Source organism: Pseudomonas faucium, assembly GCF_021602585.1.
GTDB lineage: Bacteria > Pseudomonadota > Gammaproteobacteria > Pseudomonadales > Pseudomonadaceae > Aquipseudomonas > Aquipseudomonas faucium.
Map to the genome: position 1 here is coordinate 300,547 of NZ_BQIP01000004.1, position 24,667 is coordinate 325,213.

20 protein-coding genes and 6 tRNA genes are annotated in these 24,667 nt (G+C 64.0%); 7 read left to right on the forward strand and 19 right to left on the reverse strand.

Going from position 1 to position 24,667, the window contains the following annotated elements; translation table 11 throughout:
• The first annotated feature begins 31 nt into the window (after positions 1-31).
• From L6D75_RS07680 to lpdA, 4 genes are read left to right on the forward strand one after another with little or no spacing between them, the layout of a single operon-like run.
• Entirely contained in the window at positions 32-1,264 is a 1,233-nt protein-coding gene (locus L6D75_RS07680; protein ID WP_176515788.1) for a 3-methyl-2-oxobutanoate dehydrogenase (2-methylpropanoyl-transferring) subunit alpha, read from the forward strand.
• Position 1,265: 1 nt separating this feature from the next.
• Positions 1,266-2,324: an alpha-ketoacid dehydrogenase subunit beta gene (locus L6D75_RS07685; RefSeq protein WP_176515786.1), complete on the forward strand. Its 1,059-nt coding sequence runs from the start codon at positions 1,266-1,268 to the stop codon at positions 2,322-2,324.
• A complete protein-coding gene (locus L6D75_RS07690; RefSeq protein ID WP_176515784.1) occupies positions 2,325-3,599 on the forward strand; it encodes a dihydrolipoamide acetyltransferase family protein in 1,275 nt (424 codons plus the stop codon).
• 2 nt (positions 3,600-3,601) lie between these two features.
• A complete protein-coding gene (gene lpdA, locus L6D75_RS07695) occupies positions 3,602-4,981 on the forward strand; it encodes a dihydrolipoyl dehydrogenase (protein WP_176515783.1) in 1,380 nt (459 codons plus the stop codon).
• Positions 4,982-5,042: 61 nt separating this feature from the next.
• Here lpdA and L6D75_RS07700 read toward each other — a convergent pair whose 3' ends face one another.
• Positions 5,043-6,041: a sensor domain-containing diguanylate cyclase gene (locus L6D75_RS07700; protein WP_176515781.1), complete on the reverse strand. Its 999-nt coding sequence runs from the start codon at positions 6,039-6,041 to the stop codon at positions 5,043-5,045.
• Positions 6,042-6,248: 207 nt separating this feature from the next.
• Here L6D75_RS07700 and L6D75_RS07705 point away from each other — a divergent pair, with 207 nt between their 5' ends.
• Positions 6,249-6,812 carry a hypothetical protein gene (locus tag L6D75_RS07705; RefSeq protein WP_176515779.1) on the forward strand — a complete coding sequence of 188 codons (564 nt, stop codon included), beginning with the start codon at positions 6,249-6,251 and terminating at the stop codon, positions 6,810-6,812.
• A gap of 131 nt (positions 6,813-6,943) precedes the next feature.
• Entirely contained in the window at positions 6,944-7,915 is a 972-nt protein-coding gene (locus tag L6D75_RS07710) for an endonuclease (protein WP_176515777.1), read from the forward strand.
• A 71-nt stretch (positions 7,916-7,986) separates the two neighbouring features.
• Here the strand turns inward: L6D75_RS07710 and L6D75_RS07715 are convergent.
• Both L6D75_RS07715 and phnN read right to left on the reverse strand, forming a co-directional pair.
• A tRNA-Arg gene (locus L6D75_RS07715) sits at positions 7,987-8,063 on the reverse strand.
• A 109-nt stretch (positions 8,064-8,172) separates the two neighbouring features.
• A complete protein-coding gene (gene phnN, locus L6D75_RS07720) occupies positions 8,173-8,760 on the reverse strand; it encodes a phosphonate metabolism protein/1,5-bisphosphokinase (PRPP-forming) PhnN (protein WP_176515775.1) in 588 nt (195 codons plus the stop codon).
• Between the two features lie 345 nt (positions 8,761-9,105).
• Here phnN and L6D75_RS07730 point away from each other — a divergent pair, with 345 nt between their 5' ends.
• Positions 9,106-9,432 (forward strand): Arc family DNA-binding protein, encoded by a 327-nt coding sequence (locus tag L6D75_RS07730; protein WP_003254499.1) that lies wholly within the window; start codon positions 9,106-9,108, stop codon positions 9,430-9,432.
• A gap of 91 nt (positions 9,433-9,523) precedes the next feature.
• Here L6D75_RS07730 and mgtE read toward each other — a convergent pair whose 3' ends face one another.
• From mgtE to L6D75_RS07810, 16 genes are all read right to left on the reverse strand, one after another.
• Positions 9,524-10,966 carry a magnesium transporter gene (gene mgtE / locus L6D75_RS07735; RefSeq protein ID WP_176515773.1) on the reverse strand — a complete coding sequence of 481 codons (1,443 nt, stop codon included), beginning with the start codon at positions 10,964-10,966 and terminating at the stop codon, positions 9,524-9,526.
• Positions 10,967-11,343: 377 nt separating this feature from the next.
• Positions 11,344-11,420: transfer RNA gene (locus L6D75_RS07740), tRNA-Arg, on the reverse strand.
• Between the two features lie 72 nt (positions 11,421-11,492).
• Positions 11,493-11,569 (reverse strand) — tRNA-Arg (locus tag L6D75_RS07745).
• 72 nt (positions 11,570-11,641) lie between these two features.
• Positions 11,642-11,718: transfer RNA gene (locus tag L6D75_RS07750), tRNA-Arg, on the reverse strand.
• A 73-nt stretch (positions 11,719-11,791) separates the two neighbouring features.
• Positions 11,792-11,868 (reverse strand) — tRNA-Arg (locus L6D75_RS07755).
• Between the two features lie 106 nt (positions 11,869-11,974).
• Positions 11,975-12,065: transfer RNA gene (locus L6D75_RS07760), tRNA-Ser, on the reverse strand.
• 72 nt (positions 12,066-12,137) lie between these two features.
• Positions 12,138-12,326, reverse strand: a complete 189-nt coding sequence (csrA, locus tag L6D75_RS07765; RefSeq protein WP_003254503.1) for a carbon storage regulator CsrA — start codon at positions 12,324-12,326, stop codon at positions 12,138-12,140.
• Between the two features lie 167 nt (positions 12,327-12,493).
• Positions 12,494-13,729, reverse strand: coding sequence for an aspartate kinase (locus L6D75_RS07770; RefSeq protein WP_176515771.1), 1,236 nt, complete (start codon positions 13,727-13,729; stop codon positions 12,494-12,496).
• 83 nt (positions 13,730-13,812) lie between these two features.
• Positions 13,813-16,437 carry an alanine--tRNA ligase gene (alaS, locus tag L6D75_RS07775; RefSeq protein WP_176515769.1) on the reverse strand — a complete coding sequence of 875 codons (2,625 nt, stop codon included), beginning with the start codon at positions 16,435-16,437 and terminating at the stop codon, positions 13,813-13,815.
• A gap of 412 nt (positions 16,438-16,849) precedes the next feature.
• Positions 16,850-17,857, reverse strand: coding sequence for a succinylglutamate desuccinylase (astE, locus tag L6D75_RS07780; RefSeq protein WP_176515767.1), 1,008 nt, complete (start codon positions 17,855-17,857; stop codon positions 16,850-16,852).
• Positions 17,858-17,867: 10 nt separating this feature from the next.
• Positions 17,868-18,158: a topoisomerase II gene (locus tag L6D75_RS07785; RefSeq protein ID WP_176515765.1), complete on the reverse strand. Its 291-nt coding sequence runs from the start codon at positions 18,156-18,158 to the stop codon at positions 17,868-17,870.
• A 14-nt stretch (positions 18,159-18,172) separates the two neighbouring features.
• Positions 18,173-19,522 (reverse strand): N-succinylarginine dihydrolase, encoded by a 1,350-nt coding sequence (astB, locus tag L6D75_RS07790; RefSeq protein ID WP_176515763.1) that lies wholly within the window; start codon positions 19,520-19,522, stop codon positions 18,173-18,175.
• Between the two features lie 23 nt (positions 19,523-19,545).
• A complete protein-coding gene (gene astD / locus L6D75_RS07795; RefSeq protein ID WP_176515761.1) occupies positions 19,546-21,009 on the reverse strand; it encodes a succinylglutamate-semialdehyde dehydrogenase in 1,464 nt (487 codons plus the stop codon).
• Positions 21,010-22,038: an arginine N-succinyltransferase gene (gene astA / locus L6D75_RS07800; RefSeq protein ID WP_176515759.1), complete on the reverse strand. Its 1,029-nt coding sequence runs from the start codon at positions 22,036-22,038 to the stop codon at positions 21,010-21,012. It abuts the gene before it with no gap.
• A 52-nt stretch (positions 22,039-22,090) separates the two neighbouring features.
• Complete coding sequence (gene aruF / locus L6D75_RS07805; RefSeq protein WP_176515758.1) at positions 22,091-23,110, reverse strand: arginine/ornithine succinyltransferase subunit alpha; 1,020 nt, start codon at positions 23,108-23,110, stop codon at positions 22,091-22,093.
• A 133-nt stretch (positions 23,111-23,243) separates the two neighbouring features.
• The gene (locus L6D75_RS07810) at positions 23,244-24,464 is read right to left on the reverse strand and encodes an aspartate aminotransferase family protein (protein ID WP_176515757.1); all 1,221 of its coding nucleotides are present in this window, start codon (positions 24,462-24,464) and stop codon (positions 23,244-23,246) included.
• Positions 24,465-24,667: the final 203 nt, after the last annotated feature.

Sequence of the window (24,667 nt, forward strand, 5' to 3'; positions counted from 1 at the left end):
CAAAAACAACACCCGAGCGAGCGTAAAAAGCATGAACGAGTACGCCCCCCTGCGTTTGCATGTGCCCGAGCCCACCGGCCGGCCAGGCTGCCAGACCGATTTCTCCTACCTGCGTCTGAACGATGCGGGTCAAGTTCGCAAACCCCCGATCGATGTCGATGCCGCCGACACCGCCGACCTGTCTTCCAGCCTGGTCCGCGTGCTCGACGAGCACGGCAATGCCCTGGGCCCCTGGGCCGAGGGCATCGACCCCGAGATCCTGCGCCAAGGCATGCGCGCCATGCTCAAGACGCGCATCTTCGACAGCCGCATGGTGGTTGCCCAGCGCCAGAAGAAAATGTCCTTCTACATGCAGAGCCTGGGCGAGGAAGCCATCGGCAGCGCCCAGGCCCTGGCGCTGAACCGCACCGACATGTGCTTCCCCACCTACCGCCAGCAGAGCATCCTGATGGCCCGCGACGTGTCGCTGGTGGAGATGATCTGCCAGCTGCTGTCCAACGAGCGCGACCCGCTCAAGGGCCGCCAGCTGCCGATCATGTATTCGGTGCGCGAGGCCGGCTTCTTCACCATCAGCGGCAACCTGGCGACGCAGTTCGTGCAGGCGGTCGGCTGGGCCATGGCCTCGGCAATCAAGGGCGATACCAAGATCGCCTCGGCCTGGATCGGTGACGGCGCCACCGCCGAATCGGACTTCCACACCGCCCTTACCTTCGCCCACGTGTACCGCGCCCCGGTGATCCTCAACGTGGTCAACAACCAGTGGGCGATTTCCACCTTCCAGGCCATCGCCGGCGGTGAATCGACCACCTTCGCCGCCCGTGGCGTAGGCTGCGGCATCGCCTCCCTGCGCGTGGACGGCAACGATTTCGTCGCCGTGTACGCCGCCTCGCGCTGGGCCGCAGAACGCGCCCGCCGTGGCCTGGGCCCGTGCCTGATCGAATGGGTCACCTACCGCGCAGGCCCGCACTCGACCTCCGACGACCCCTCCAAGTACCGCCCTGCCGATGACTGGAGCCACTTCCCGCTGGGCGACCCGATCGTTCGCCTGAAGCAGCACCTGATCAACATCGGCCAGTGGTCCGAGGAAGAACACCAGGCGGTCACCGCCGAGTTCGAGGCCGCGGTCATCGCCGCGCAGAAGGAGGCCGAACAGTACGGCACCTTGGCCAACGGCCACATCCCGAGCGCGGCCTCGATGTTCGAGGACGTGTACAAGGAGATGCCCGACCACCTGCGCCGTCAGCGCCAGGAACTGGGGGTTTGAGATGAACGACCACAACAACAGCATCAAACCGGAAACCGCCATGGCCACCACCACCATGACCATGATCCAGGCCCTGCGCTCGGCCATGGATGTCATGCTCGAGCGCGACGACGACGTGGTGATCTACGGCCAGGACGTCGGCTACTTCGGCGGCGTGTTCCGCTGCACCGAAGGCCTGCAGAACAAGTACGGCAAGTCGCGCGTGTTCGACGCGCCGATCTCCGAGAGCGGCATCGTCGGCACTGCCGTGGGCATGGGCGCCTACGGCCTGCGGCCGGTGGTGGAAATCCAGTTCGCCGACTACTTCTACCCGGCCTCCGACCAGATCGTCTCGGAAATGGCGCGCCTGCGCTATCGCTCGGCCGGCGAGTTCATCTCCCCGCTGACCCTGCGCATGCCCTGCGGCGGCGGCATCTATGGCGGCCAGACCCACAGCCAGAGCCCCGAGGCGATGTTCACCCAGGTGTGCGGCCTGCGCACGGTGATGCCGTCCAACCCGTATGACGCCAAGGGCCTGTTGATCGCCTCGATCGAATGCGACGACCCGGTGATCTTCCTGGAGCCCAAGCGCCTGTACAACGGCCCGTTCGACGGCCACCACGACCGCCCGGTGACGCCGTGGTCCAAGCACCCGCAAAGCGCGGTGCCGGACGGCTACTACACGGTGCCGCTGGACAAGGCGGCGATCACCCGCCCCGGCAACGATGTCACCGTGCTGACCTACGGCACCACGGTCTACGTGGCCCAGGTGGCTGCCGAGGAAACCGGCGTCGACGCCGAAGTCATCGACCTGCGCAGCCTGTGGCCGCTGGACCTGGAAACCATCGTCGCCTCGGTGAAGAAGACCGGCCGCTGCGTGGTGGTGCATGAAGCCACGCGCACCTGCGGCTTCGGTGCCGAACTGGTGTCGCTGGTGCAGGAGCATTGCTTCCATCACCTCGAAGCACCGATCGAGCGCGTCACCGGCTGGGACACCCCTTACCCGCATGCACAGGAATGGGCGTATTTCCCAGGCCCTTCGCGGGTAGGTGCGGCATTGAAACGGGTCATGGAGGTCTGAATGGGCACGCACGTCATCAAGATGCCGGACATTGGCGAAGGCATCGCGCAGGTCGAGCTGGTGGAATGGTTCGTCAAGGTCGGCGATGTGATCGCCGAGGACCAGGTGGTGGCCGATGTCATGACCGACAAGGCCACCGTGGAAATCCCCTCGCCGGTCAGCGGCAAGGTGCTGGCCCTGGGTGGCCAGCCCGGTGAAGTGATGGCGGTCGGCAGCGAGCTGATCCGCATCGAGGTGGAAGGCAGCGGCAACCACGTGGATGTGCCGCAGGCCAAGCCGGTGGAGGCGCAGGCTGCCCCGGTAATCGCCAAGGAACAACCGCGCGTCGAAGCGCAACCGCTGGCCAGCCAGCCAGCCCCGGCCACCTACAGCGCCGCGCCGATCGTGCCGCGCCAGGCCGACGAAAAACCGCTGGCCTCCCCCGCCGTGCGCAAGCGCGCGCTGGATGCCGGCATCGAACTGCGCTACGTGCATGGCAGCGGCCCGGCCGGGCGCATCCTGCACGAAGACCTCGACGCCTTCATCAGCAAGCCGCAGAGCCCTGCGGGCCAGGCGCCGAGCGGCTATGCCAAGCGTACCGACAGCGAGCAGGTGCAGGTGATCGGCCTGCGCCGCAAGATCGCCCAGCGCATGCAGGATGCCAAGCGCCGCGTGGCGCACTTCAGCTACGTCGAGGAAATCGACGTCACCGCCCTGGAAGCCTTGCGCCAGCAGCTCAACAGCAAGCACGGCGACAGCCGCGGCAAGCTGACCCTGCTGCCGTTTTTGGTGCGCGCCCTGGTCGTGGCCCTGCGCGACTTCCCGCAGATCAACGCCACCTACGACGACGAAGCCCAAGTCATCACCCGCCACGGCGCGGTGCATGTGGGCATCGCCACCCAAGGTGACAACGGCCTGATGGTGCCGGTGCTGCGCCATGCCGAAGCCGGCAGCCTGTGGGGCAACGCCAGCGAGATCGCCCGCCTGGCCAACGCCGCGCGCAACAACAAGGCCAGCCGCGAAGAGCTGTCCGGCTCGACCATCACCCTGACCAGCCTCGGCGCACTGGGTGGCATCGTCAGCACCCCGGTGGTCAACACCCCGGAGGTGGCGATCGTCGGCGTCAACCGCATGGTCGAGCGGCCGATGGTGATCGATGGCCAGATCGTGATCCGCAAGATGATGAACCTGTCCAGCTCGTTCGACCACCGGGTGGTCGATGGCATGGATGCCGCGCTGTTCATCCAGGCCGTGCGCGGCCTGCTTGAGCAACCTGCCTGCCTGTTCGTGGAGTGAGCATGCCCCAGACTATCGACACCACCCTGCTGATCATCGGTGGCGGCCCCGGCGGCTACGTGGCCGCCATCCGCGCCGGGCAGCTGGGCATCCCGACCGTGCTGGTCGAGGGCCAGGCCCTGGGCGGCACCTGCCTGAACGTCGGCTGCATCCCGTCCAAGGCGCTGATCCATGTGGCCGAGCAGTTCCACCAGACCTCACGCTACAGCGGCGCATCCGAACTGGGCATCAGCGTATCGTCGCCGCGCCTGGACATCAGCCGCAGCGTGGCCTGGAAGGACGGCATCGTCGACCGCCTGACCACAGGCGTTGCGGCCCTTTTGAAAAAGCATGGGGTCAAGGTGATCCACGGTTGGGCGAAGATCCTCGACGGCAAGCACGTCGAGGTCGACGGCCAGCGCATCCAGTGCGAACACCTGCTGCTGGCCACCGGCTCGAACAGCGTCGAGCTGCCCATGCTGCCGCTGGGCGGGCCGGTCATCTCCTCCACCGAAGCCCTGGCGCCCAAAGCCTTGCCCAAGCACCTGGTGGTGGTGGGCGGCGGCTACATCGGCCTGGAGCTGGGCATCGCCTACCGCAAGCTGGGCGCCGAGGTCAGCGTGGTGGAAGCGCGCGAGCGCATCCTGCCCAGCTATGACAGCGAGCTCACCGCGCCGGTGATGGATGCCTTGAAGAAGCTGGGCATCGCCCTGCACCTGGGGCACAGCGTGGAAGGTTACAGCGACGGCTGCCTGCTGGCCCGCGATGGCCAGGGCGCGCAGTTGTGCCTGGAGGCCGACCAGGTGCTGGTGGCCGTGGGCCGCCGACCGCGCACCCAGGGCTTCAACCTTGAGTGCCTGGACCTGAAGATGAATGGCGCCGCGATTGCCATCGACTCGCATTGCCAGACCAGCATGCGCAATGTCTGGGCCATCGGCGACGTGGCCGGCGAGCCGATGCTGGCCCACCGGGCCATGGCGCAAGGCGAGATGGTGGCAGAAATCATCGCCGGCAAGGCGCGACGCTTCGAGCCGGCTGCCATTGCCGCGGTGTGCTTCACCGACCCCGAGGTGGTGGTGGTCGGCCAGACGCCCGAACAGGCCAGCCAGCAAGGCCTGGACTGCATCGTCGCGCAGTTCCCGTTCGCCGCCAATGGCCGGGCGATGAGCCTGGAGTCGAAAAGCGGTTTCGTCAGGGTGGTGGCGCGGCGCGACAACCACCTGATCGTGGGCTGGCAGGCGGTGGGTGTGGCGGTTTCGGAACTGTCCACGGCCTTTGCCCAGTCCCTGGAGATGGGCGCGCGGCTGGAGGATGTGGCTGGCACCATCCATGCCCACCCGACCTTGGGTGAGGCAGTACAGGAAGCGGCATTGCGCGCGCTGGGGCACGCCCTGCATATCTGACACTGAAGCGGCTGTGGCCGATTTGGCCCGCGGCGCCTGCCCAGGCACCGCGGGCATTTTTTTATTCGCAGATGGCGTTCTTGCCAGCGCCCTTGGCCCGGAACAACGCGCCATCCGCCCGCGCCAATAGCTCATGCGGGGTCTCTCCCGCCCGCCACTTCACTACCCCATAACTCAAGGTCAGCGCATCCTCCCCCACCGGCTCGACGCGCGCTATCGCACATCGCAGCCTGGCCGCACTCTCGAGGGCTTCACGCAACGAGGCCAGCGGCAAGACGACGACGAACGCGTCACCGCCCCAACGGGCCAGCAAGTCGTGTTCGCGCAGGCAGCCACGCAGCGCTTCGACGATCTGCACCAACGCCGCATCGCCACGCACATGACCATGGCGATCATTGATCGCCTTGAAATCATCAACATCCATGACAATCACAGCGAGCAACTGGTGAAAACGCTGGGCGCGCTCGCACGCCTTGTGCAGCATCTTCTCGAGGCTGTAGCGGTTGGCGATGCCGGTCAGCGCGTCACGCTCTGCCAGTTCACGGTTCTCGTCGAGCTGGCGTTGCAGCTGCTGGTTGACCCACGACAGCTCGCGGGTATGTTCGGCGACCAGGGTTTCCAGCGACAGGTTCTTCTGCTGCAGCTCGGCCAGCAGGCGCTTGCTGGCGTCGATATTGCGGTGCGCCCCGAGAATGCGTGCCACCGAGCCGTCCTGGTTGCGTTCGATGACAGAGCCTGTGTCCTCGATCCACAGGTAGCTGCCGTCCTGGCACAGGCAGCGGTATTCGATGAGGTAGCGCTCGTTGCGCCGCTGGATGTAGGCCTCGAAGCTCGCCATCACCCGTGGATAATCCTCGGGGTGGATCACGCTCTCCCAGGTCAGCAAGGTATTGGCCATGGAATGGCTGGCATAGCCGAGCATGGCGTACCAGCCAGGGCTGCGATAGACATAGCCGGTGTTGACATGCCAGTCCCAGACGCCATCGCTGATCAACTCGAACAGCGTGTGCAACTGCTGTTCGCTGAAACCGGCGGGTGTCGGCCTTGACTGCTCACTCATGGACGCTCTCCCTGATGTCCCACTGCTGCACTGCGATCAAGCGGCGCTCATGTTTGCCGCAGGCGGCAAGCTTGTGCCCCTGGCAGGCAAGGATATTCCGAGCAGTTTGCCATCAGAATGAATGCACTGCCCTACTTTCCTGGCCCAAAGTGCCTGGCATGGGTTTTGCCCCTCTCACCGGGTTTCGTACCATCCAAGGAGGAGAACATGGCAATCACCCTCAATGGCCTGGGCTGGGCCACCGTGCAGCACCAGCAGCGCATCGACCCGCAACAGGCTCAGCCCGAAGGCGTGGCGTTCCGCGCGCCGCTGGCCGCCAGCAACGCGTCTGCGCAGCAGCAGGGCCAAGGCAGCACCGCGCAGCAAGAGGCTGACGATGCCCGCGCCGAAGCCTTTGCCAAGCTCAAGGTCATGCTGCAGAACCCCGACCTTGCCGCCCGCCAGCAGGCCGGCGCCAGCACCCAGGAAACCCGCACGGCGGTGCAGGACTTCCGCGACTACATGGCCAAGTCACCGGAGGAGAAGATCAAGGAAAAGATCCTTCAGGAGCTGGGCATGACCGCCGATGAGTACGACGCCTTGCCGCCGGAGCAGCAGATGAAGGTCGACCAGCAGGTTGCCCAGCGCATGAAAGAGGACGTCGAGCTGAAAACCCAGGCCAAGCTGGAGCTGCAGGCGCTGCATGCCGAGCAGGCGCGCCAGGGCACCGACCTTGCGCCAGCGCAAGGCATCGACGAGCGCGAACAAGCGCTGCAGGCCAGCCAGGCCTGAGCGCATGGGGTGGCCAGTGCAAGGCTGGCTGCCCCGTTGTAGGCGCGTTGCGTGAAGCCTGCAGGGCATTTCTTCCCACATCCTCGGCTCCCCGTATAATCCCGCGCCCACCCCTCCAATGATGTTGTCTCATGAAGAAACTGCTGTACGTCGTAACCCTCGCCCTCGCCGCCATTCCCAGCGCCTTTGCCACCCCGCCCGCGACCTTCACCGAAGCCAAGGTCGTTGCCAAGCAGAAGGTCTACCTCGACCAGGCCAGCAGCGCCATGGGCGAGCTGTACTGTGGCTGCAAGTGGACCTGGGTCGGCAAGTCCGGCGGCCGCGTGGACCTCAAGTCCTGCGGTTACCAGACCCGCAAGCTGCAGACCCGCGCCGAACGCACCGAGTGGGAGCACATCGTGCCGGCCTGGACCTTCGGCCACCAACGCCAGTGCTGGCAGAACGGCGGGCGTGAGCATTGCGTCGACACCGACCCCACCTTCCGCGCCATGGAAGCCGACCTGTTCAACCTCTACCCTTCCGTGGGCGAAGTGAACGGCGACCGCAGCAACTTCAACTACGGCATGGTCTCGGGCGTCGCCCCGCAATACGGCCAGTGCACCACCAAGGTCGATTTCCAGCAGAAAGCCGCAGAACCGCGCGATGAAGTGAAGGGCCTGGTGGCGCGCACCACGTTCTACATGTTCGACCGCTACCAGTTGAGCATGTCGCGCCAGCAGCAACAGCTGCTGATGGCCTGGGACAAGCAGCACCCGGTGTCTGCCTGGGAAAAGCAACGTGACCAGCGCATCGCCCGGATCATGGGGCACTCCAACCCGTTCGTCAGCGGCGAGCGCACCTGGACACTCGGCTACAAGCCTGCCGGCGCTTCTGACGTAGCCACCGCTCCAGGCCCGAAAACGCCAGCCAAACCTGTACCCCAGCCGACCCTGGCCAGCGCTGTGACCGAGGGGGCAATCATCGGCAACCGCAATAGCCACGTGTACCACCTGGCCAACGGCTGCCCGGGGTACAGCCAGGTGGCACAGAAGAACCAGGTAGCGTTCGACAGTGAAGCGCAGGCGCAGGCGGCGGGGTATCGCAAGGCGGGGAACTGCAAGTAGCCGAAGGCCGAATCACGCCATGGCTTGCGGAGCGAGCCATGGTGGCGTTGGTGGCGCAGGGCTTGAATGCATGGCGTCCCAGGGCAGGTTCGAACTGCCAACCTTCCCCTTAGGAGGGGGATGCTCTATCCAATTGAGCTACTGAGACACAAGAACCGGCAACGAATGCTGCGCGGCTGGACGGCAAGCATGTTAACCAGCACGCTGCCGTTTGTCAGCCTCAATCGGGCTTTTTGCCCGTAGCTTTTTTCCGCCCCTCACCCGATCAGCTTTTCCGCGCGCAACAAGGCGAGCAACGCGGCCACCGCCGCATCCAGCGCCCCCGAGTTGTCCAGCAGGTGCATGGGGGCATCGCCATCAAGCTGCATGCCGGCGTTGCGCGCCAGGCGCTGGTCGATCTCCTGCAGGGTTTCTCGCCCTCTGGCGAGCAGGCGCTCACGCAGTACCTGCGGCTTTACCACCAGGCACACGGCCAGCAAATCGGGGTAGCGCAGGCGCGCCTGGGGCAGATAGGCACGCGAGCCGTTGACCAGTACCGGGCGCCCTTGCGCCAGCCACTGGTCCACCTGCGCCGGAATGCCGTAGTCCAGCCCGTTGGCGCGCCAGTGCATGGCAAAGTCGCCCGCCGCACGCATCGTTTCGAAGCGCTCGGGGGTAACGCCATGGGCGTCTTCACCCTTGGCTTCGGCAGAGCGGGTGATGACCCGGCGGGCAATTTCCACCCCCGCCGCAGCCAGCTGCGCACGCGCTGCATCAATCAGGGAATCTTTCCCTGAACCGGAGGGTCCTATCAGAAATATCAGGCGGCCTGAGGCTTCACCTTGGACGCTTGCGTCATGTTGCATAGCCACTATGCTCTATGAAAGGAAACCCGGGCATTTTAGGTGTTTTCCCTACCCTTTGCTGCGTTTTACGGGTTTTTGACGGCAAAGGGCTGACGCGATGGCTGGGCGGATGATGTAAAACTTTTCAAACCAGTACTCATTTCTGATAATTGGTACTGGCAAAAAGCCTGTATCCGGCTCACTATTTGTCACAGAATTGACGCCAAGGAAACGGCGACCATGAGGCAAGATGAGCACCAAATTTATCTGACGGTTGAACATTTTGTCGTCGCCACGGTCGTACCACCATCCCGTGCGGCCAATTTGAGAACCGCTTCCCCCTGAACCAAAAACCGGTCAATTTATATGCGCCCAATGAAACAGGCTATTTATTCGAGCCGCACCGCTGACAAGTTCGTCGTCCGCCTGCCAGACGGAATGCGTGAGCGCATTGCCGAGGTAGCGCGCAACCATCACCGCAGCATGAACTCCGAGATCATCGCGCGCCTGGAGCAGAGCCTTATCCAGGAAGGCGCGCTGGGCGACGAGCTGAGCATGCGCCTGGACAGCCCTGAGCTGTCGCTGCACGAGCGTGAGCTGCTGCAGCGCTTCCGCCAGCTCTCCCACCGACAGCAAAACGCATTGGTGGCCCTCATCGCTCACGACGTGGAAATGGCCGCCGACGCCTCCTGAGGCGTGTAGCGAGCACAAAAAAGCCAGCGCAAGCTGGCTTTTTTTATGGGTCTTTCGCGGCCTTGTCGCCGGCAAGCCGGCGCCCATGGGGTTACAGCAAGAAGATGGTGGCCAGGCCCAGGAAGATGAAGAAGCCGCCACTGTCGGTCACGGCCGTGATCATCACGCTCGAGCCCATCGCCGGGTCGCGGCCCAGGCGGGTCAGGGTCATCGGGATCAACACGCCCATGAAGGCTGCCAGCAGCAGGTTCAAGGTCATCGCCGCAGTCATCACCAGGCCCAGCGACCAACTGCCATACAACCAGAACGCCACCGCACCGATCACCCCACCCCAGATCAGGCCATTGAGCAGCGATACCGCCAGCTCCTTGCGCATCAGGCGGCTGGTATTGCCCGGCGACACCTGGTCCAGCGCCATGGCGCGAACGATCATGGTGATGGTCTGGTTACCGGAGTTGCCGCCGATACCGGCAACGATCGGCATCAAGGCTGCCAATGCCACCAGCTTCTCGATCGAGCCCTCGAACAGGCCAATCACGCGTGATGCCACAAAGGCGGTAATCAGGTTGATGGCAAGCCAGGCCCAACGGTTGCGCAGCGAACGCCAGACCGAGGCGAAGATGTCTTCTTCTTCGCGCAGGCCGGCCATGTTGAGGACTTCGCTTTCGCTCTCCTCACGAATCAGGTCGACCATTTCATCGATGGTCAGGCGGCCGATCAAGCGGTCGCTCTTGTCTACCACCGGCGCCGATACCAGGTCGTAACGCTCGAAAGCCTGAGCCGCGTCGTAGGCATCTTCCTCGGGGTGGAAGGATACCGGGTCGGTCGCCATGACCTCCGCTACCTTCTTCTCCGGGTCGTTGACCAGCAGGCGCTTGATCGGCAGCACACCCTTGAGGATGCCGTCGTAGTCGACCACGAACAGCTTGTCGGTGTGGTTGGGCAACTCCTTCAGGCGGCGCAGGTAGCGCAGCACCACTTCGAGGCTGACATCTTCGCGGATGGTGACCATCTCGAAGTCCATCAGCGCACCGATCTGCTCCTCGTCGTAGCTCAACGCCGAGCGCACGCGCTCGCGCTGCTGGGCATCGAGGCTCTCCATCAGCTCGTGAACGACGTCACGCGGCAGCTCGGGCGCCAGGTCGGCCAGTTCGTCGGCGTCCATTTCCTTCGCCGCAGCGAGGATTTCGTGATCGTCCATGTCGGCGATCAGCGATTGGCGGACGGCGTCGGATACTTCGAGGAGGATGTCGCCGTCGCGATCCGAGCGCACCAGCTGCCAGACCGTCAGGCGGTCTTCCAGGGGCAAGGCTTCGAGGATGTAGGCGACGTCTGCAGGGTGCAGGTCATCGAGCTTGCGCTGCAGCTCGACGAGATTCTGACGGTGGACGAGGCTTTCCACCCGGTCATGGTGATGACCTTCCTGACGGTGGGTCAGGTCCTCTACCACGCGCTGGCGCTGCAACAGTTCGACCACCTGGGCCAGGCGATCCTGCAGGCTCTCTTGAGCTTTCTTTACTTCTACTTCAGTCATAGGCGAACTCCACTCCCAGCAGCGGAGCACGCCGGGAGAATCAATCGGTCAGATCAATCTGTATAAAACTTGTTAAGGAGTAACTACTGGGTAAGTCCATGGTGGGATTCCACAAGCCCCGGCGGGGCTGACGGGCGCAATCATACACTGCCTAAGCTGTCAGATCGCTTAAAATTTTGGCCAGAACAATCGTTTGCGCGATAAAGCTAGGACAACGCTCGAAGCCAACAGTGCGACGCAGGGTGCCAAGCAAAGAACACATCTGCCGCACAAAAGAGTGCTGGGCCGGTTACTTTGCAGTCTAGTCAGGCATCACCGAGAATTCAGTGAAAACAGAAAACAAAAAGCCCGCTCAAATGAGCGGGCTTCTTGATGTATGGCGGACTCAGCAGGATTCGAACCTGCGACCGCTCGGTTCGTAGCCGAGTACTCTATCCAGCTGAGCTATGAGTCCGTGGTTGGTAGTTTTAGACCAGGTTACCACTGGTGGGTTGAAATGCCTTTGCAAGCAAAGCCACTTCAAAAGTGGCGGACTCAGCAGGATTCGAACCTGCGACCGCTCGGTTCGTAGCCGAGTACTCTATCCAGCTGAGCTATGAGTCCGTGGTTGGTAGTTTTAGACCAGATTACCACTGGTGGGTTGAAGTGCCTTTGCAAGCAAAACCACTTCAAAAGTGGCGGACTCAGCAGGATTCGAACCTGCGACCGCTCGGTTCGTAGCCGAGTACTCTATCCAGCTGAGCTATGAGTCCGTGGTTGGTAGTTTTAGACCAGGTTACCACTGGTTGGTTTGAAGCAGCCTTGCAAGCAAAACCACTTCAAAAATGGCGGACTCAGCAGGATTCGAACCTGCGACCGCTCGGTTCGTAGCCGAGTACTCTATCCAGCTGAGCTATGAGTCCGTGTCTTGCCGCGCATAATAGTTCGCTGAAACATTTTTGCAAGAACTTTTTCGTTTAACTTCAACGACTTAGCGTTCTTACCGTTTACAGCGCCCTAAGCGAATAATGGCGGTGAAGGGGGGATTCGAACCCCCGATACCCTTATGAGGTATACTCCCTTAGCAGGGGAGCGCCTTCGGCCACTCGGCCACCTCACCGCAACACGAGGCGAATATTAAACAGGCTCTTCCTCGTTTGCAACCCTTTTTTTGAAAAAAACTTCAAAAAAATTAAAGGCTTGGCTCTTCATCCTTCTCTTTCTTGATCCGCAGGTAGATTTCCTCGCGGTGAACGGCCACTTCCTTGGGCGCGCTGACGCCGATACGCACCTGGTTGCCTTTGACGCCAAGCACCGTCACGGTGATCTCGCCGTCTCCAATGATCAGGCTCTCGGCGCACCGACGAGTCAGAATCAACATAGCTTTCTCCTTACGCAAAACATTCAGGGATAACAGTCTTGGAATGACGGGCCACGGCTGCGGACGACAGCACCAGGCCCGGTTGGCCACCACGCCGGCAGGACAGGGCCTGCGCGGCAGCCAGAAACGCGAAGGGCGCGGCTTAGCCGCGCCCTTCTGGCAAGGCCTTACTCGCCCTGTCGGGCCGGAGCGTCAAGCTCGAACGCGGTGTGCAGCGCACGAACGGCCAGCTCCAGGTACTTCTCTTCGATCACGACCGAAACCTTGATCTCGGAGGTGGAGATCATCTGGATGTTGATGCTCTCCTTGGCCAGGGCTTCGAACATGCGGCTGGCAACGCCTGCGTGGGAGCGCATGCCAACGCCGACGATCGACACCTTGGCGATGTTGATGTCGCCACTCACTTCACGGGCACCGATCTCGCGCGCGGTGTTTTCCAGCACGGCGTGGGCCTTCTCGTACTCGTTGCGGTGCACGGTGAAGGTGAAGTCGGTGGTGTTATCGTGCGAAACGTTCTGCACGATCATGTCCACTTCGATGTTCGACGCGCTGATCGGGCCGAGGATCTTGAAAGCAACGCCCGGGGTGTCCGGCACGCCACGAATGGTCAGCTTGGCTTCATCACGGTTGAAGGCGATACCGGAAATGATCGGCTGTTCCATGGATTCCTCTTCATCAATGGTAATGAGGGTACCCGGACCCTCCTTGAAGCTGTGCAGCACGCGCAGCGGAACGTTGTACTTGCCGGCGAACTCCACCGAACGGATCTGCAGCACCTTGGAGCCGAGGCTGGCCATTTCCAGCATCTCTTCGAAGGTGATCTTCTCCAGGCGGCGCGCCTGGGGCACGACACGCGGGTCGGTGGTGTAGACGCCATCGACGTCGGTGTAGATCTGGCACTCGTCAGCCTTGAGCGCGGCCGCCAGGGCCACGCCGGTGGTGTCGGAGCCACCTCGGCCGAGGGTGGTGATGCTGCCGTGCTCGTCGACGCCCTGGAAACCTGCCACCACCACCACGCGCCCGGCCTTGAGGTCGGCGCGAATCTTCTGGTCGTCGATCTGCAGGATGCGCGCCTTGTTGTGCGAGCTGTCGGTGAGAATGCGCACCTGGTTGCCGGTGTAGGACACCGCCGGCACGCCACGCTTGATCAGGGCCATGGCCAGCAGGGCAATGGTGACCTGCTCGCCGGTGGACACGATCACATCCAGCTCGCGCGGAACCGGCTGGTCGGTAATCTGCTTGGCCAGGTCGATCAGGCGGTTGGTTTCGCCGCTCATGGCCGACAGCACGACCACCAGGTCGTCGCCCGCCTCACGGTGTTTCTTGACCTTGTCGGCAACCTGCTCGATCCGCTCGATGGAACCGACAGAGGTGCCGCCAAATTTCTGTACGATCAACGCCATTTCAATGGTGCCTCAGCCCATACAGGGCCCCAAAAAAACCATCCAACATGACGGGGCGGCGACTAGACCGCCGCCCCGTCATCTCAAAGTCCCTGCTCTGCGAACGGCACGGCCAGCGCCAGGGCCTGGTCCAGCGCAGCGACGTCGACGCCACCACCCTGGGCCATGTCCGGACGGCCACCGCCCTTGCCACCCACTGTTGCTGCGGCTTGTTTCATCAGGTCGCCAGCCTTGAGTTGGCTGGAGAGGTCCTTGGTCACGCCGGCCACCAGCACGACCTTGCCCTCATGCTCGCTGCCCAGCAGGATCACTGCGTGGCCGAGCTTGTTCTTCAGCTGATCGACCAGCGCCAGCAGCGCCTTGCCATCCTGCCCGTCGAGGCGGGCGGCAAGCACCTTGGCACCTTTGACCTCAACGGCCGCGTTGGAGAGATCATCCCCGGCGGCGCTGGCGGCCTTGGCCTGCAGCTGTTCCAGCTGCTTCTCCAGCTGACGGTTGCGCTCGAGCACCGCCGACAGCTTGTCGATCAGGTTGTCACGGTTGCCCTTGACCAGTTGCGCCGCTTCCTTGACCTGCTCTTCGGCAGCGTTCAGGTAGGCCAGCGCCGCTTCGCCGGTGACCGCTTCGATACGGCGCACGCCCGAGGCCACGCCGCCTTCGCTGATGATCTTGAACAGGCTGATATCGCCGGTGCGCTTGGCGTGGATACCGCCGCACAGCTCGACGGAGAAATCGCCGCCCATGCTCAGCACGCGCACGGTGTCACCGTACTTCTCGCCGAACAGGGCCATGGCGCCCTTGCGCTTGGCGGTTTCGATATCGGTGATTTCGGTTTCCACCGGGGTGTTCTTGCGCACTTCGCGGTTGACGATGTCTTCCAGCGCCTTGATCTGCTCCGGCTTCACCGCTTCGAAGTGGCTGAAGTCGAAACGCAGGCGCTGGCTGTCGACCAGCGAGCCCTTCTGCTGCACGTGGTCGCCCAGTACCTGGCGCAGCGCTTCGTGCAGCAGGTGGGTGGCGGAGTGGTTCAGCGAGGTGGCGTGCTGCACCTGGGCATCGACCTTGGCTTCGACCGGCGAGCCGATGACCAGCGCACCGCTGGCCACCACGCCGTGGTGCAGGAAGGCGCCGCCAGTCTTGGTGGTGTCGCGCACGTCGAAGCGCGCAGCGCCGGCCTGCAGGTAGCCGCTGTCGCCGACCTGGCCACCGGATTCGGCGTAGAACGGCGTGCGGTCGAGCACCACGACGCCCTCTTCACCTTCACCCAGCTGGTCGACCGACTGGCCATCCTTGTACAGGGCGATGATCTTGCCCTGGCCTTCGGTGGCCTCGTAGCCGAGGAAGTCGGTCGCGGTGTCGACCTTGACCAGGCTGTTGTAGTCCATGCCGAAGGCGCTGGCGGAACGTGCACGCTCACGCTGGGCGTCCATCTCGCGCTCGAAGCCGGCCTCGTCGATGGTCAGCTCGCGCTCGCGGGCGATGTCGGCGGTCAGGTCCATGGGGAAGCCATAGGTGTCGTACAGCTTGAACACCACGTCACCAGGTACCACGTTGCCCTTGAGCTGGGCCAGGTCCTGCTCGAGGATGCGCAGGCCCTGCTCGAGGGTCTTGGCGAACTGCTCTTCTTCAGCCTTGAGCACGCGCTCGATGTGCGCCTGCTGGCTCTTGAGCTCAGGGAAGGCCTCGCCCATCTCGGCCGCCAGGGCGGCGACGATCTGGTAGAAGAAGCTGCCCTTGGCGCCCAGCTTGTTGCCGTGGCGGCAGGCGCGACGAATGATGCGGCGCAGCACGTAGCCGCGGCCTTCGTTGGACGGCAGCACGCCGTCGGCAATCAGGAAGCCGCAGGAACGGATGTGGTCGGCGACCACTTTCAGCGAAGCCTGGCCGTCGTTGCTGCAGCCGATGGCCTTGGCAGCAGCGGACAGCAGGTTCTGGAACAGGTCGATTTCATAGTTCGAGTGCACATGCTGCATGACCGCACTGATGCGCTCCAGGCCCATGCCGGTGTCCACCGACGGCGCTGGCAGCGGGTGCAGCACGCCATCGGCGGTGCGGTTGAACTGCATGAAGACGTTGTTCCAGATCTCGATGTAACGGTCGCCGTCTTCTTCCGGCGAGCCGGGTGGGCCGCCCCAGATGTCGGCGCCGTGGTCGTAGAAGATCTCGGTGCACGGGCCGCACGGGCCGGTGTCGCCCATGGTCCAGAAGTTGTCGGAGGCGTACGGGGCGCCTTTGTTGTCACCGATGCGCACCATGCGCTCGGCCGGCACGCCGACTTCCTTGGTCCAGATGTCGTAGGCTTCGTCGTCGCTGGCGTAGACGGTGACCCAGAGCTTTTCCTTCGGCAGGTTCAGCCACTGGTCGGAGGTCAGGAAGGTCCAGGCGAAGGTGATCGCGTCGCGCTTGAAATAGTCACCGAAGCTGAAGTTGCCCAGCATCTCGAAGAAGGTGTGGTGACGCGCGGTGTAGCCGACGTTTTCCAGGTCGTTGTGCTTGCCGCCGGCACGCACGCACTTCTGGCTGCTCACGGCACGGGTGTAGGCACGCTTCTCCGCGCCGAGGAAGCAGTCCTTGAACTGGTTCATGCCGGCATTGGTGAACAGCAGGGTCGGGTCGTTGTTCGGGATCAGCGAACTGGAGGCGACTCGGGTATGTCCCTGCTCTTCGAAGAAGCGAAGGAAGGCTTCACGGATTTCTGCGCTTTTCATAGGTTCTTCCACGGAAACGGCGGCCCTGTTGGGCAAACACGTCGACGAAACGACGGCAAAGGGCCGCATTATATCGGTCCTGCAATCTCGGTGCAGTGTGTTTATGCGATAGAAAGCGTCGATTGGACGGCTTTTCAGCTCAAGCAAACGAAAAAGACATGACCGGATGCTAAATGCAGGCTTTTGCCGCTGGCAAGCCAATTACCGCCCAAGGGAAGGGAAAATGGAACAGGCGGTGAATTAAAAGGTTTTCATGGGGAGCATGAAGCGACGACCGGCCGGCTGTAGGAGCGGCCTTGTGTCGCGAAAGGGCTGCGCAGCAGCCCCAGATCTCTTCATTGCTGCAACTTAACTGGGGCTGCTGCGCAGCCCTTTCGCGACACAAGGCCGCTCCTACAACGAGGGCGCAACCTCAGCCCAGCCGCTGCCCCGAGTCGGGGACGATGAGAATCCCGGCACGCAGCCCATTCCTGACCTTGGGATTGGGGAAGATGATTCGCGCGCCCTCCTCCTCGACCACCCAGCGCATCTCCGCGAGGTCCTCAGCCAAGAGGTAGCCCTTGCTCAGCTCGGAGAAGTTTTCGATATCCGCCGGCAGATGCAGGTGGAAGCTGTCACTGTGCTTGATGATCTCGCGGGCAACGCTGAACAGCTTCAACCCGTCCAGCGAGCCATCGTTCTCAGGCTCAGTGCCCTCGATGATGCGAATCAGCCGCTCTTCGAGCCTGTCGAGGTTGACCTGCTCGTTCTGCCCGAACGGCCGCGCCTTGCCCAGCTCCAGGGTGAATGCCTCGGCATCGAGCTGTTCGTAGGTGAAGGCACTGAAGGTGATCGACGACTTGCTCTGCAACAGCACCGCCTCCATGCCGGCCGCCGCCAGGCGGGCCAGCTCGCGGCGCGAATGCTTGCGCCCCTCTTTATAAGGGTACAAGGCGAACTGCTCGATCTTCGAGCCGCGGATGGCGGTGTGCAGGTCGTAATGCAGGCGGGTGCGCTCGGGTTTGCTGAAGAACACCCGGGCAAATTGTTCGAGCTCCGCGGCACGCAGTGCCTCGAAGCCACTGGAAAGTTCGTGGCGGCCATTGAACAGGCGGTTGATGTCCTGCTCGATGAAGCGCTCGCCCTTGCGGATCGCCACCGGGTTGCCGAACAGGAACAGCACCCGCGCACGGGGCTTGATCTTGCCGTTGGCCACGCCATGCAGCAGCCGCTCGAGCAGCTCGATCGGCGCCGTCTCGTTGCCGTGGATGCCGGCCGAGAGCAGCAGGTCCAGCCCACAGTCCTCGGTTTCCGGCGGGCGCACCTCCAGTGCGCCCTCGCCCAGCCAGCGCAACCGCACGCCCTTGGGTGTCACTTGGGTCTTCTCGGCCGGCTCGTGATCGGTCAGGGTCAGCTCAAGCAGTTTGCCAAGGGCGAGCATAGGCGCTTCCTTAGTGGTGGTGGCCGCAGTCGGGGCCATGGACGTGATCGTCGCCTTCGCCAGCATCGGCCGGCTCCATCTCCAGCTGCAGGCTGACCAGGTTGGTGGCCATCGGGCGCAGCAGCAGGTTGGCGTACTCGGTGTCGTTTTCATCGACATCCACGCCGATCAGCAGCTGGCCGCGGCCATCTTGCTGAATCCACACTTCCTTGCCTTGCCAGACCACGGCAAAGCGCGTGCAGGAGGTTTCCAGCTGGGTGCCGTCGGAATCTTCGAGGATCAGGCGCATGGCGTCGGTCATTACAGGTTCTCTCTTCAAGGTTGGCGTTGGAACGGATAGACCGAACCCAACTTCAGGATCTGGGTCAACTCATCCAGCGCGGTACGGCATTCCACCAGCAGCTGCGGGTCGGCAAGGTCCGCTTCGCCAAGGCGGTCGCGGTAGTGCTTGTCGACCCACTGCAGCAGCGTGTCGTACAACGGGGCGGTCATGATAACGCCTGGATTGACCGCCGCCAGTTCCGTTTCCTTCAACGCCACGCGCAAGCGCAGGCACGCGGGGCCACCGCCATTCTGCATGCTCTGCTTGAGGTCGAACACCTTGACCTCGCGCACCGCGCCGCCCTGGGCGGTCAACTGGTTCAGGTACGCCCAGACCCGCTCGTTGTTGCGGCACTCTTCCGGCACCACCAGCAGCATCGAACCATCTTCGCGGCTCAGCAGCTGGCTGTTGAACAGGTACGAACGCACTGCGTCTTCTACCGTCACGGCCGCGCGTGGCACCTGGATGGCCTGGAAATGGCCACCCTTGCTGGCCAGTTTAGCCTGTAGTTGGCCAAGCACCGCGTCGGTCTCGAGGAAGGCGTCCTCGTGGTAGAACAGCACCTCGCCGTTGCCCACCGCGATCACATCGTTGTGGAACACGCCCTGGTCGATCACCGCCGGGTTCTGTTGAGCGTAGACCACCCCGTCATCGCTCAGGCCGTGCAGCCGGGCCACGGCCTGGGAGGCTTCAAGCGTCTGGCGCGCAGGGTATTTCTGCGGTGCCGGGTAGCGGCTGTCGAACGCGCTGCGGCCGTAGACGAAGAACTCGACGCCCGCCTCGCCATAGCGGCGGCAGAAGCGCGTGTGGTTGGCCGCGCCTTCGTCACCGAACTGCGCAACCGCAGGCAGCGCCGGGTGATGGGCAAAGTGCCTGTCGTCGTTGAACATGGCCGCCAGCACGCGGCTGGTGGTCGGGTGCTCGATGCTGCGGTGGTACTTGCAGTTGAGGTTGGCGGCGGTGAAATGCACGCGGCCATCGGCGGTGTCGGCGCTGGGGCTGACAGTGGCGGCATTGGCCACCCACATGCTCGACGCCGAGCAACTGGCGACCAGCAGCGGCATGGCCTCCTTGGCGGCGCGCTGGATCACCTCGGCATCGCTGCCGGCAAAGCCCAGGCGGCGCAGCGCCGCCACGTCCGGGCGCTCCTGCGGCGCCAGCACGCCCTGCTGGAAGCCCATGTCGGCCAGCGCCTTCATCTTCGCCAGGCCCTGGCGCGCCGCTTCACGCGGGTTGGACGCCTGCTGGCTGTTGCTCTGCGAAGCCACGTTGCCGTAGGACAGGCCGCCATAGTTGTGGGTAGGCCCCACCAGGCCATCAAAATTCACTTCATAGGATTTCATCGGCTAGGCTCCGAGACCTGTTGTTATAGGGTGACGCCCGGCGTCAGCGACGCCGGCAAGGCAAGGCTGGCGGTCTCCAGCGAAGCCACGGGGTAGGCGCAGTAATCGGCCGCGTAATAGGCACTGGCGCGGTGGTTGCCGCTGGCCCCTACCCCACCGAACGGCGCGCTGCTGGCGGCGCCGGTCAGTTGCTTGTTCCAGTTGACGATGCCGGCGCGGCTGCGCAGCCAGAAGTACTGGTAGCGCGCCCGGGAATCGGACAGCAGGCCGGCGGCCAGGCCGTACTGGGTGTTGTTGGCCTCGTCGATGGCGGCATCGAAGTCGGCGTAGCGGATCACCTGCAACAGCGGGCCGAAGAACTCTTCATCCGGGCGCTCGACCACTGCGGTCACATCGACGATGCCCGGCGTCAGCAGCGCAGCGTTGGCCTGTGGCTGGGTCAGCGGCAGCAAGGCCACCGCGCCCTTGGCGAGCAGTTCAGCCTGGGCCGCCACCAGGGCCTGCGCCGCCTGCAGCGAGATCACCGCCCCCATGAAGGGTGCTGGCTGCTGGTCGAAGGCTCCGACAGTGAGGCTCTTGCTCACCTCGACCAGGCGCGCGATCAGCGAATCGCCCCAGGCCCCTGCCGGCACCAGCAGGCGACGGGCGCAGGTGCAGCGCTGGCCGGCGGAGATGAAGGCCGACTGGATGATGGTGTACACCGCGGCGTCGAGGTCTTTGACCTGATCGACCAGCAGCGGGTTGTTGCCGCCCATTTCCAGGGCCAGGATCTTGTCCGGGCGCCCGGCAAACTGCTGGTGCAAGAGGTTGCCGGTGCGGCTGGAGCCGGTGAAGAACAGCCCATCGATCCCCGGGTTGGCAGCCAGGGCCACGCCAGTTTCGCGGGCGCCCTGGACCAGGTTCAGCACGCCCGCCGGCAGGCCGGCGGCAATCCAGCAATTGACCGTGAGCTCGGCAACCTTGGGCGTCAGCTCGCTGGGCTTGAACACCACGCAGTTACCCGCCAGCAGCGCCGGCACGATATGCCCGTTGGGCAGGTGGCCGGGGAAGTTGTAGGGGCCGAACACCGCCACCACGCCATGCGGCTTGTGCCGCAGCACCGCCGTGGCATCGGCCAGCGGCCCGCTCTTTTCACCGGTGCGCTCGCGATAGCTCTGCACCGAGATCGCCACCTTGTTGACCATGCTGGTGACTTCGGTGGCCGATTCCCACAACGGCTTGCCGGTTTCCTCGCCAATGCAGTGGGCCAGGGCTTCGGCATGCTGCTTGAGCTGCTCGGCGAATTTTTCCAGCACGTCGATGCGCGCTTCCAGGCTCAACTGGGCCCAGGCCGGGAAGGCCTGGCGAGCGGCTTGCACGGCAGCCTCGACCTGGCCGGCAGCGGCGCCCTGGCCTTGCCAGATGACCGCCTGGGTCACCGGGTTGAGCGACTGCAGGGCATCGCCCTGGCCGGCCTGCCAGGTGCCGGCAATGTAATGCGTGGTCATTTACTGGGCCTCCCGGCTTGCCGACAGCGGCACGGCGCGCACGTTGTCGCCTGCACCCATGCGCAGGCGCTTGGCGGTCAAGGGGTCGACCACCAGGGTGCCGGCGGCCAGGCGCGCGGGCGCAGCGGTGATGCGGCAGTCATCGCGCTTGCGGTTGTGGATGATGTATGGCGTGGCGTCGTCGCCTGGGGTGCCGACGGCCAGCACCAGGTTCTGGCTTTCGCGCACCGCGCGGATCTTCGAGGTTTCGCACTCGATGGCGGGGCCGGCGTCGAAGATGTCGACGTAGCCCTGGTAGCTGAAGCCTTCCTGCTTGAGCATGGCCAGCGCAGGCTCGGTATCGGTGTGCACGCGGCCGATCACATTGCGCGCCGCCTCCGACAGGAAGCAGGTGTACAGCGGGAACTTGGGCATCAGCTCGGCGATGAACGACTTGTTGCCCACGCCGGTGAGGTAGTCGGCCTGGCTGAACTCCATCTTGAAAAAATGCCGGCCCAGGCTTTCCCAGAACGGCGAGCGCCCCTGCTCATCGGACATGCCGCGCATTTCGGCGATGATCTTGTTGCCGAACAGTTCGGGGAACTCGGCGATGAACAGCATGCGCGCGCGCGACAGCAAGCGGCCATTGAGCCCGGAACGGTAGTCACTGCGCAGGAACAACGAGCACAGCTCGGAATTGCCGGTCAGGTCGTTGGCCAGGAACAGGGTCGGGATTTCGCGGTAGATGTTCAGCTCCTGCGAGGCGCTGACGGTCAGGCCGACCCGGTAGTTGTACCAGGGCTCGCGCAGGCCGACGGCACCGGCGATGGCGCTGATGCCCACCACCATGCCTTCATCGTTTTCCAGCACGAACAGGTAGTCGGTGTCGCCACGCTCCGCTTCGCCACGGAAGCTCTTCTCGGCCCAGCCGACGCGGTGGCCGAGGCGCTCTTCGTTGGCCGGCAAGGTGGTCAGGCCGGTGGTACCGGTGCTGCGAGCCAATTCGATCAGCGCGGGTAAATCGCTGCTGCGTACAGGACGAACGATCATGCTATCTCCTTGTGCGGCAGCGAGCGCCACCGCAAAACTCTGTTCCCAGGCTTCAGACCGCGACCAGGCGCACGCTGGCGCCCTCGCCCACACCCAGCGCTTCGGCCGCTTCGGCGCTCAGGCCGACCGGTTTGCCCGGCACCCAGTCCAGCTCCAGCAGCACGGCGCGGTAGTCCTGCAGCTGGCCGTTGCACACCAGGTACTGGCGCCCGCCCTTGGCCGGCGCCTCTTCCAGCTTCACCGGCACCACGCGGCTCTGGGCGATCGAGCGGATGCCCGAAGCCCGTGCGTGCAGGGTCGGCCCGCCGTCGAAGATGTCGATGTAGTGCTCGGTCTCGAAGCCTTCGCGCATGAGGATGTCGAAGGTGATCTGCGCACGCGGGTGCACTTGGCCCATGGCCTCTTGCGCAGCGTCGGGCAGCAGTGGCACGTAGATCGGGTAGTGCGGCATCAGCTCGGCGAGGAAGGTGCGGCTCTTCAGGCCGCACAGGCGCTCGGCGTGGGCGTAGTTGAGGTCGAAGAAGTTGCGCCCGATGGCGTCCCAGAACGGCGACTCGCCCTGCTCGTCGCTGTAGCCGACGATTTCGGTAACCACCGACTCGGCGAAGCGCTCCGGGTGCGAGGCCATGAACAGCAGGCGGCCGCGCGAGTTGAGTTCGGCCCAGCCGCTGTCGACCAGCTCGGGCAGCACGTAGAAACTGGTCAGCAGGCTGTTGCCGGTGAGGTCGTGGCACAGCGACAGGACGTGGATCTTGTTGTGGATCTTCAGCTCGCGCGAGGCGTGCACGAAGGTCTCGTTACGAAAGCTGTAGAACGGCTCGGAATAGCCGGCCGAGGCGACGATGGCCGAGCAACCGGCAAGCTTGCCGGTGGCGCTGTCCTCGAGCACGAAGAAGTAGCTCTCCTCGCCGTTGAAGCTGACTTCGGCGGCGAACGAGGTTTCCGAGGCGGCGATCTTGTCGCCCAGGCGGGCAGCATCGTCCGGCAGCGAGGTGACACCAACGGGGCTGTCCGCAGCCATGCGCTGCACTTCGTTCAGATCAGCCATTTGCGCGGGGCGCATCACCAGCATGGTGTCACTCCTTTGGAAAAACGGGCCGTGCACGACGGCGCGAGAAAACGGCGGGTGCCTGCATGCACGCACCCGCTGTGAAAATCAGGGTTCGCCGGCGCGGGTGGGCGCCGGCGAGCGGATCGCAGGCGAATCAGCCCTTGATCAGGTTGGCCACGGCACGCTCGAAGCGCTCCAGGCCTTCATCGATGTCGGCGTCCTCGACCACCAGGCTCGGCGCGAAGCGCACCACGTCGGGGCCGGCCTGCAGCACCATCACGCCTTCCTTCTCGGCGGCGTTGAGGATGTCCTTGGCCTTGCCCTTCCAGGCATCGCTCAGCACGCAGCCGATCAGCAGGCCGACGCCGCGCACCTGGGTGAACAGGCCAGTCTCTTGGCCGATCTTCTCCAGGCGGGCTTTGAAGCGTTCGTGCTTGGCCTTGATGCCAGCCAGGGTCTCTGGGGTGTTGATCACGTCCAGCACCGCGCAGGCCACGGCGCAGCCCAGCGGGTTGCCGCCATAGGTGGTGCCGTGGGTGCCGACCGCCAGGTGCTTGGCGATGTCGCTGGTGGTGAGCATGGCACCGATCGGGAAGCCACCGCCCAGGCTCTTGGCACTGGTGAGGATGTCCGGGGTCACGCCGTAGTGCTGGTAGGCATACAGCGAGCCGGTGCGGCCGACGCCGGTCTGCACTTCATCGAAGATCAGCAGCGCGTTGTGCTCGTCACACAGCTTGCGGGCGCCTTCCAGGTAGGCCTTGTCGGCCGGCACCACGCCGCTCTCGCCCTGGATCGGCTCGATCACCACGGCGCAGGTCTTGTCGGAAATCTGTGCCTTCAGCGCTTCCAGGTCGTTGTATGGCACATGGCTGATGCCGGTGATCTTCGGGCCGAAGCCGTCGGAGTACTTCGGCTGGCCGCCGACGCTGACGGTGAACAGCGTGCGCCCGTGGAAGCTGTTCACGGTGGCGATGATTTCGTGCTTGTCCGGGCCGAAGCGGTCGTGGGCCACGCGACGGGCCAGCTTGAAGGCGGCCTCGTTGGATTCGGCGCCGGAGTTGCAGAAGAAGGCACGCTCGGCAAAGGTGGCGTCGACCAGCTTGTGCGCCAGGCGCAGGGCCGGCTCGTTGGTGAAGACGTTGGAGACGTGCCAGAGGGTGTTGGCCTGATCGGTCAGGGCCTTGACCAGCGCCGGGTGGCAATGGCCCAGGGCGTTCACCGCGATGCCGCCGGCAAAGTCGATGAGCTCACGGCCCGACTGGTCCCACACGCGGGAACCCTCGCCTCGCACAGGAATGAAGGCCGCCGGAGAATAGTTGGGAACCATGACCTGGTCGAAATCGGCACGTTGCACCGGGGCTTGCTCAACGGACATCTGAGTCTCCTGAAGAGGAACGCTGGCCTGGAAGTGGCGAGCGATGGGGGGATTGTAAGGACTGATCCGCGCCTGTCCTTGCGGCCAAGCGACAACTTGTTACAGCGCAAAACCCTGTTTTAGCCAGGCTTTCGGCAATGCGACAAACACTGTCGCAATCGCGCAGTGTAACGGCAGCGGGGGGCTGGGTGAACGGGTGTTCA